The organism is Protofrankia coriariae, from assembly GCF_001017755.1.
Classification (GTDB): Bacteria; Actinomycetota; Actinomycetes; order Frankiales; family Frankiaceae; genus Protofrankia; species Protofrankia coriariae.
Map to the genome: position 1 here is coordinate 1 of NZ_JWIO01000030.1, position 6131 is coordinate 6131.

General features: G+C 70.6%; 6 protein-coding genes and 2 pseudogenes. 3 read left to right on the top strand and 5 right to left on the bottom strand.

Annotated elements, in window-relative coordinates; translation table 11 throughout:
- Positions 1–83: 83 nt before the first annotated feature.
- On the top strand, positions 84–752 hold the full coding sequence (locus FrCorBMG51_RS17170; RefSeq protein ID WP_235433684.1) for an SAM-dependent methyltransferase: 669 nt from the start codon (positions 84–86) through the stop codon (positions 750–752).
- Positions 753–821: 69 nt separating this feature from the next.
- Here FrCorBMG51_RS17170 and FrCorBMG51_RS17175 read toward each other — a convergent pair whose 3' ends face one another.
- From FrCorBMG51_RS17175 to FrCorBMG51_RS29040, 4 genes and pseudogenes are all read right to left on the bottom strand, one after another.
- On the bottom strand, positions 822–1241 hold the full coding sequence (locus FrCorBMG51_RS17175; protein ID WP_235433674.1) for a PPOX class F420-dependent oxidoreductase: 420 nt from the start codon (positions 1239–1241) through the stop codon (positions 822–824).
- Positions 1242–1364: 123 nt separating this feature from the next.
- Positions 1365–2834: pseudogene (locus FrCorBMG51_RS34000) on the bottom strand (methionine adenosyltransferase).
- 314 nt (positions 2835–3148) lie between these two features.
- On the bottom strand, positions 3149–3799 hold the full coding sequence (gene mtnB, locus FrCorBMG51_RS17185) for a methylthioribulose 1-phosphate dehydratase (RefSeq protein WP_235433675.1): 651 nt from the start codon (positions 3797–3799) through the stop codon (positions 3149–3151).
- Positions 3800–3956: 157 nt separating this feature from the next.
- Positions 3957–4253, bottom strand: coding sequence for a hypothetical protein (locus tag FrCorBMG51_RS29040; RefSeq protein ID WP_162233236.1), 297 nt, complete (start codon positions 4251–4253; stop codon positions 3957–3959).
- A gap of 107 nt (positions 4254–4360) precedes the next feature.
- Here FrCorBMG51_RS29040 and FrCorBMG51_RS27095 point away from each other — a divergent pair, with 107 nt between their 5' ends.
- Positions 4361–4918: an ATP-binding cassette domain-containing protein gene (locus FrCorBMG51_RS27095; protein WP_052914777.1), complete on the top strand. Its 558-nt coding sequence runs from the start codon at positions 4361–4363 to the stop codon at positions 4916–4918.
- On the top strand, positions 4875–5783 hold the full coding sequence (locus FrCorBMG51_RS17195; protein WP_013874379.1) for an ABC transporter permease: 909 nt from the start codon (positions 4875–4877) through the stop codon (positions 5781–5783). Before FrCorBMG51_RS27095 ends, FrCorBMG51_RS17195 begins: the two co-directional genes overlap by 44 nt.
- Positions 5784–5878: 95 nt before the next feature.
- On the opposite strand, the pseudogene FrCorBMG51_RS31605 reads toward FrCorBMG51_RS17195, so the two are convergent.
- Positions 5879–6131: pseudogene (locus tag FrCorBMG51_RS31605) on the bottom strand (DEDD exonuclease domain-containing protein); the annotation flags it as partial.

Sequence of the window (6131 nt, forward strand, 5' to 3'; positions counted from 1 at the left end):
GGATCTTATCTTAGCGGCATTGTGGTAAGGACAACTTCTCGGTCGACCGGGAAGCCGCCGAAAAAATCAAGGAAGCCGTAGGCATCGAGATCACCTCTGATGCGGCGTGGGAGAATCGGTTCTTCCTTCGTCGCGTCGTACGGTGGCTGGCCGAGGCGGGCATCGACCAGTTCATCGACATCGGCGCCGGCCTGCCCACCCAGGGCAACGTGCACGAGATCGCCCAACAGGTCAACCCCGACGCCCGTGTCGTCTACGTCGACAACGACCCGATCGTCCTGGCACACGGCCGAGCCCTGCTGGCCAGCAACACCACCACAACTTTCATCACCGCTGATCTACGCAATCCCGACACAATCCTCGGCCGCCCCGACCTACGCGCTCTCATCGACTTTTCCCGGCCGGTTGCCGTCCTGTTCATCGCCGTTTTCCACTTCGTCACCGACGAGGAGAACCCGGCCGGCATCATCGCCACGTTCCGGAACCTGCTGGCACCCGGCTCCTACATCGCTCTGACACATGCGACCGCGGAGGGCTCGCCACCCGACCAGGTGGCCCGGGTCGAGCAGGTGTACAAAAACGCCACCTCGCCCTTTGTCTTCCGTCCGCACCAGCGGATCGAAGCCCTGTTCACCGGCTTCGACCTGGTCGAGCCCGGTCTCGTCCGGCCCTGGCAGTGGCGTCCGAGCGAGGACGACACACGCACCACCTGGCAGTTTGCCGGCGTGGCCAGAAAGAGCGACCAGGAGTAACCGCTGGCGGACCATTCCAGCGGTCCGCCGGCCCAGCCATACCGTGGGTCTCCTGATGTCGCGTGCGTGTCACGGGCCCGCTACGTCACGTTGCGCTATCACCTTTGTCGGGGTCAGCCGGACCAGCAGTTCCCCGGGCACACCGTTGCGCCGGCCGAACTCCTCGGCCCGGTCCGCGCCCATGTAGCGTCCACCGATCGCGGTCGCCCAGCGCAGCAGCTCGGCGGGATCCTCGGAGACGCTCGCCCTCCCCTCGACCAGCACGAAGGAGTACGGCGGGTTCTCGTCGTCCACGCACAGGCTGGCCCGCCCCTCCCGGCGCAGCGCCCGGCCCTTCACACTGTCCGCGCCGGTGGTGAAGACCACGTCCTCACCGTCCAGGACGAACCAGATCGGCGCCACGTGGGGCCGGCCGTCCCGGCGGACCGTCGCGAGCTTCCCGGTATGCGTACCGGCCGAGAGGAAGACACGCCATTCCCGTTGGGTCATCGACGCCATGCGCCCTACGTTCACACGGGTTTCCCCAGCCCGCATCCGCACCGCCGGCGCCCTGCCCGCCGCCCGCGAGCCCGCCGACAGCGGCCCGCCGNGGGTACGCGGGTACGGTCCCTGTCAGGCGACGGCGGCTCGTAGCTGTTCGACTCGGTCGGTGCGCTCCCAGGTGAAGTCGGGGAGTTCCCGGCCGAAGTGGCCGTAGCTCGCGGTCTGCGCGTAGATGGGCCGCAGCAGGTCCAGATCCCGGATGATCGCGGCTGGGCGGAGGTCGAACACCGCCGAGATCGCCTGTTCGATCGTGGGTACCGGCACCTGCTCGGTGCCGAAGGTCTCCACGAACAGGCCAACCGGCTCGGCCTTGCCGATGGCGTAGGCGACCTGTACCTCGCACCTGCGGGCGAGCCCGGCGGCGACGACGTTCTTGGCGACCCAGCGCATCGCGTACGCGGCCGACCGGTCGACCTTGGACGGGTCCTTGCCGGAGAAGGCACCGCCGCCGTGCCGGGCGTACCCGCCGTAGGTGTCAATAATGATCTTCCGGCCGGTCAGGCCCGCGTCGCCCTGCGGGCCGCCGATCTCGAAGCGCCCGGTCGGGTTGACCAGCAGCCAGACGTTCTTGGCCACCCAGCGCAGGGCGTACGCGGCCGAGCGGTCGACCTTGGAGGGGTCCTTGCCGGAGAAGGCACCGCCGCCGTGGCGGGCCATCCCCCCGTAGGTGTCAACGATGATCTTCCGTCCGGTGAGGCCGGCGTCTCCCATGGGGCCGCCCACCTCGAACCGGCCGGTCGGGTTGACCAGCAGCCGGTGCCCGTCGGTGGCGATGTCGAGGGTGGCCAGCTCCGGGGTGACGACGAACTCGGCGATGTCGGGCGCGAGCAGGGTGTCGAGGTCGATGTCGGCCGCGTGCTGGGTGGAGACGACGACGGTGTCCAGCCGGACCGGCCGGTCGCCGTCGTACTCGATGGTCACCTGGGTCTTGCCGTCCGGGCGCAGATAGGGCACGGAGCCGTCACGGCGGACCCGGGCGAGCCGACGTACTCGATGGTGACCTGGGTCTTGCCGTCGGGGCGCAGGTAGCCGATGCGGCCCTCCTTGCGGACGGCGGACAGGCGGCGGGCGAGCCGGTGGGCGAGCGCGATCGGCAGCGGCATCAGTTCGGGGGTCTCGTCGCAGGCGTAGCCGAACATCAGGCCCTGGTCGCCGGCGCCCTGGCGGTCGAGCTCGTCCTCGCCGGCGCCGCCCACCCGGGCCTCGTGGGCGGTGTCGACCCCCTGGGCGATGTCGGGCGACTGCGACCCGATCGACACNGGTCACCCCGCACGTCGACCCGTCGAACCCCTTGGTGGACGAGTCGTAGCCGATCTCGATGAGCTTGTTGCGGACGACGCTCGGAATATCGACGTAGATCTCGGAGGTGACCTCGCCGGCAACATGCACCAGGCCGGTCGTCAGCAGAGTCTCGACGGCGACGTGGGACCGCGGGTCACCAGCGAGAAAAGCGTCGAGAACGGCGTCGCTGATCTGGTCGGCGAGCTTGTCGGGATGTCCTTCGGTAACGGATTCCGACGTGAAGAGTCGACGGGACACGGTTGCACCTCATCTCATGGGCGTGAATACACCTGTCGGGCGGATCCACCGACCATATTGTCCATACATATCGGATGATCGGTACGAACCGTACCGGGGGTCCGGGCCGGAGACAGGGGCGGGACAGGCTCAGGAAGCCGTACAGATGGCCGAACTCACCCCGGCGAAATCAATATGGGCCCGCCCTACGAGCACCACCGGGATATACACGGTATCGACTTTCACACGCCGGTCACGAGATCGTCAACATCACCTATACTGTGACTTAAATCACGTAACTTTTCTTGATATTCATCAATAAGGGTGATAAATGCTCATCCGTCGGCGAGTGCCCACTCCAGCAGCCACTGGACGGCCTCGGTGTGCCGCCTCGCCGCGCCGAGATCGTCCCCCCAGGCATACAGGCCGTGTCGGGCGATCAGTATGGCAGGGGTTCGCGGATCCCGCAGCGCCACGATCCGGTCACCGAGGTCGGTCATGTCCTGGCTGTTGTCCACCACCGGGATGCGGACACGGTCGCCGTCGGCGCCACGTCCCAGCGCCTTGAGCATCTCCAGGCCCTCGAGCTCGACACCGCCCGGCCAGCGCTCGGCGGCCCGCACCGACGCGATCGTGTGGACGTGCACCACCGCCTGCGCGCCGGCGGCCTCGGCGAGCCGCGCGTGCAGCGCAGCCTCCGCCGACGGCCGCCGGGCCGGCCCGACCGGCCGGGCGGCACCCGCGGCGTCGACCACGGCCACGTCCCCGGCACGCAGCTCGGACTTGTCCAGCCCGCTCACGGTGACCGCGAGCCGCAGCGGGGCCCGGCACAGCACGATCGACAGGTTCCCCGAGGTCGCCCGCATCCAGCCGAGGGACGCGTAGCGCGCCGCCTCCCGGGCCAGCGCCTCGCCCGCGACGCGCAGGCCGGCCGGCCACCCGTCGGCGTCCACCAGATCGCCGTCACCCGTCAGATCGTCACCCACCAGATCACCACCTACCGAAACGACTCTCGCCCACCAGATCATCAATTCCCGCCGGTGTCGTCGCCACCGGCATCCGCCCCGCTCCCCGGACGCCCGTATGCCCCGCGTCCGCCGGACAGCCGGACAGCCGGTCGACGTCCGTTACGGACCTGCGATCTCACCACCGGACATACCCGGGCTGCCCCGGCCGGCGGCATATCGTGCTGTGGATGACTCCCGTCGGCCGGCCTGTCTCCTGGACGGGCAACGGCATCCGCCTGCTCGACCAGACCGCGCTGCCCGCCCGGCTCGTCCACCTCGAGGTCACCGACGTGGACGCACTCGTCGCCGCGGTGCGGCGGCTGGCCGTCCGCGGCGCTCCCGCCCTTGGTGCCGCCGGTGCCTTCGGGGTCGCCCTGGCCGCGGCCCAGGCCGAGCGGGAGAACTGGGACGCGGCCACGCTCGCGCGGGCCATCGGCGCCATCCGTGACGCCCGTCCCACCGCCCTCGCGCTCGCGCTCGGGGTGGACGCGGCCCGCCAGCGGCTCNCGGACCCGGCGGCTGATCGGCTACGTACCGCAGATGCTCTCCGCGGACAGCGGGCTGACCGGACGCGAGAACGTCGCGCTGTTCGCCGGCCTGTTCGACGTCCCGCGCCGGCAGCGACGGGCCCGGGTCGACCAGGCGCTGGCGGCCATGGGCCTGACCGACGTCGCCGACCGGCTGGCACGCACCTACTCGGGCGGGATGGTCCGCCGTCTGGAACTGGCCCAGGCCCTGGTCAACGCGCCACGGCTGCTCATCCTCGACGAGCCGACCGTCGGGCTCGACCCGATCGCCCGCGACAGCGTCTGGGAGCACGTCCTGCGCCTGCGCGAGGAGCACGGCATGGCGGTACTGCTGACCACCCACTACATGGAGGAGGCCGACGTCCTCTGCGACCGGGTCGCGCTGATGCACGCCGGCCGGGTGCAGGTCATCGGCGTGCCCGGCGAGCTGAAGGCCGCGCTGGGCGCGCGGGCCAGCCTGGAGGACGTGTTCCGGCACCACACCGGCGATGCGCTCGCCGGCAACGGCAACGAGGCAGGTGATTTCCGTGGCGTCCAGCACACCCGCCGTGCCGCCCGCCGGGTTGGCTAGCGCTCCGGGGGAGCGGGATCCCCGGACCGCCGGGAACGCGGCCGACAGGGCCTGGCCCGGCGGCCTCGTCGACGACGACTTCGACACCAGCCGGCTGGGCGCGGCCCGGCTGCTGCTGCGCCGGCTGGCCACGCTGTCCCTGGTGGAGCTGCAGAAGCTGCGCCACGACCGGGTGGAGCTCTACACCAGAGCCGTCCAGCCCGCGCTGTGGCTGCTGGTCTTCGGTGTGACGTTCAACCGCGTCCACGCCATCCCGACCGGATCCGTCCCGTACCTGGACTACCTGGCACCGGGGATCCTCGCCCAGTCCGCGCTGTTCATCTCGATCTTCTACGGCATCCAGATCATCTGGGACCGGGACGCGGGCGTGCTGGCCAAGCTCATGGTCACGCCCACACCGCGCACCGCGCTGGTCACGGGCAAGGCGTTCGCCGCCGGGGTGCGCGCGCTGATCCAGGTGTTCGTCGTCGTGCTGCTCGCGGCGGTGCTCGGCGTCGGGCTGACCGCCAACCCGCTGAAGCTGGTGGGCGCCGCGGTGGCGGTGGTGATCGGCGCGGCGTTCTTCGCCTGCCTGTCCATCGTGATCGCGGGGCTGGTGCTCTCCCGGGACCGGCTGATGGGCATCGGCCAGGCAATCATGATGCCGATGTTCTTCGCCAGCAACGCCCTCTACCCGGTCGACATCATGCCGTCCTGGGTACGGGTGGTCAGCTATCTCAACCCGTTGAGCTATCTGGTCGACGCGCTGCGCGGCCTGCTGATCGGCACGCATTCCCACCTGCCGCTCGACTTCGTCGTCCTGATCGGCTCCGCCGGGGTGACGATCCTGGCGGCGAGCGCCCTGCTCGGCCGGCTCGCGCGGTAGCGGCGCCGACGCCATCCGGCCACCTGGCCGCCTGGCGGCCAGGCAGCCTAGGCCAGCCGGCCGCGTCAGCCGGAGCCCCGCGGCCGGTGCGGCGGTCAGCCGCTCAGCAGGGCGATATGCCTGGCCGCCGTGGTCACCGGGGAGGCCCACCGGCCGTCGAGGCCGACCAGGCGCACGCCCGCGCCGGTCAGCCAGCGGTGGATCAGTTCGGTCTCCTCGGCGCTCGCGCAGGGCGTGGGGCCCGGCCCCGGGCGCACGGTCTCGGCGCTGGCCCGGGCCGCCGTCACCCAGGGCCACGGATCGGTGCTCGCCGGTGCGCTGGCCGCCCCGGCGAGCCGGCCGTGGCGG

Excerpts from the sequence above, each read along its gene's own strand:
- FrCorBMG51_RS17175 (WP_235433674.1), bottom strand. The coding sequence starts at position 1,241 with ATGACCCAACGGGAATGGCGTGTCTTCCTCTCGGCCGGTACGCATACC.
- FrCorBMG51_RS29040 (WP_162233236.1), bottom strand. The coding sequence starts at position 4,253 with ATGGCCCGCGCGAGCGTGGCCGCGTCCCAGTTCTCCCGCTCGGCCTGG.
- FrCorBMG51_RS27095 (WP_052914777.1), top strand. The coding sequence starts at position 4,361 with ATGCTCTCCGCGGACAGCGGGCTGACCGGACGCGAGAACGTCGCGCTG.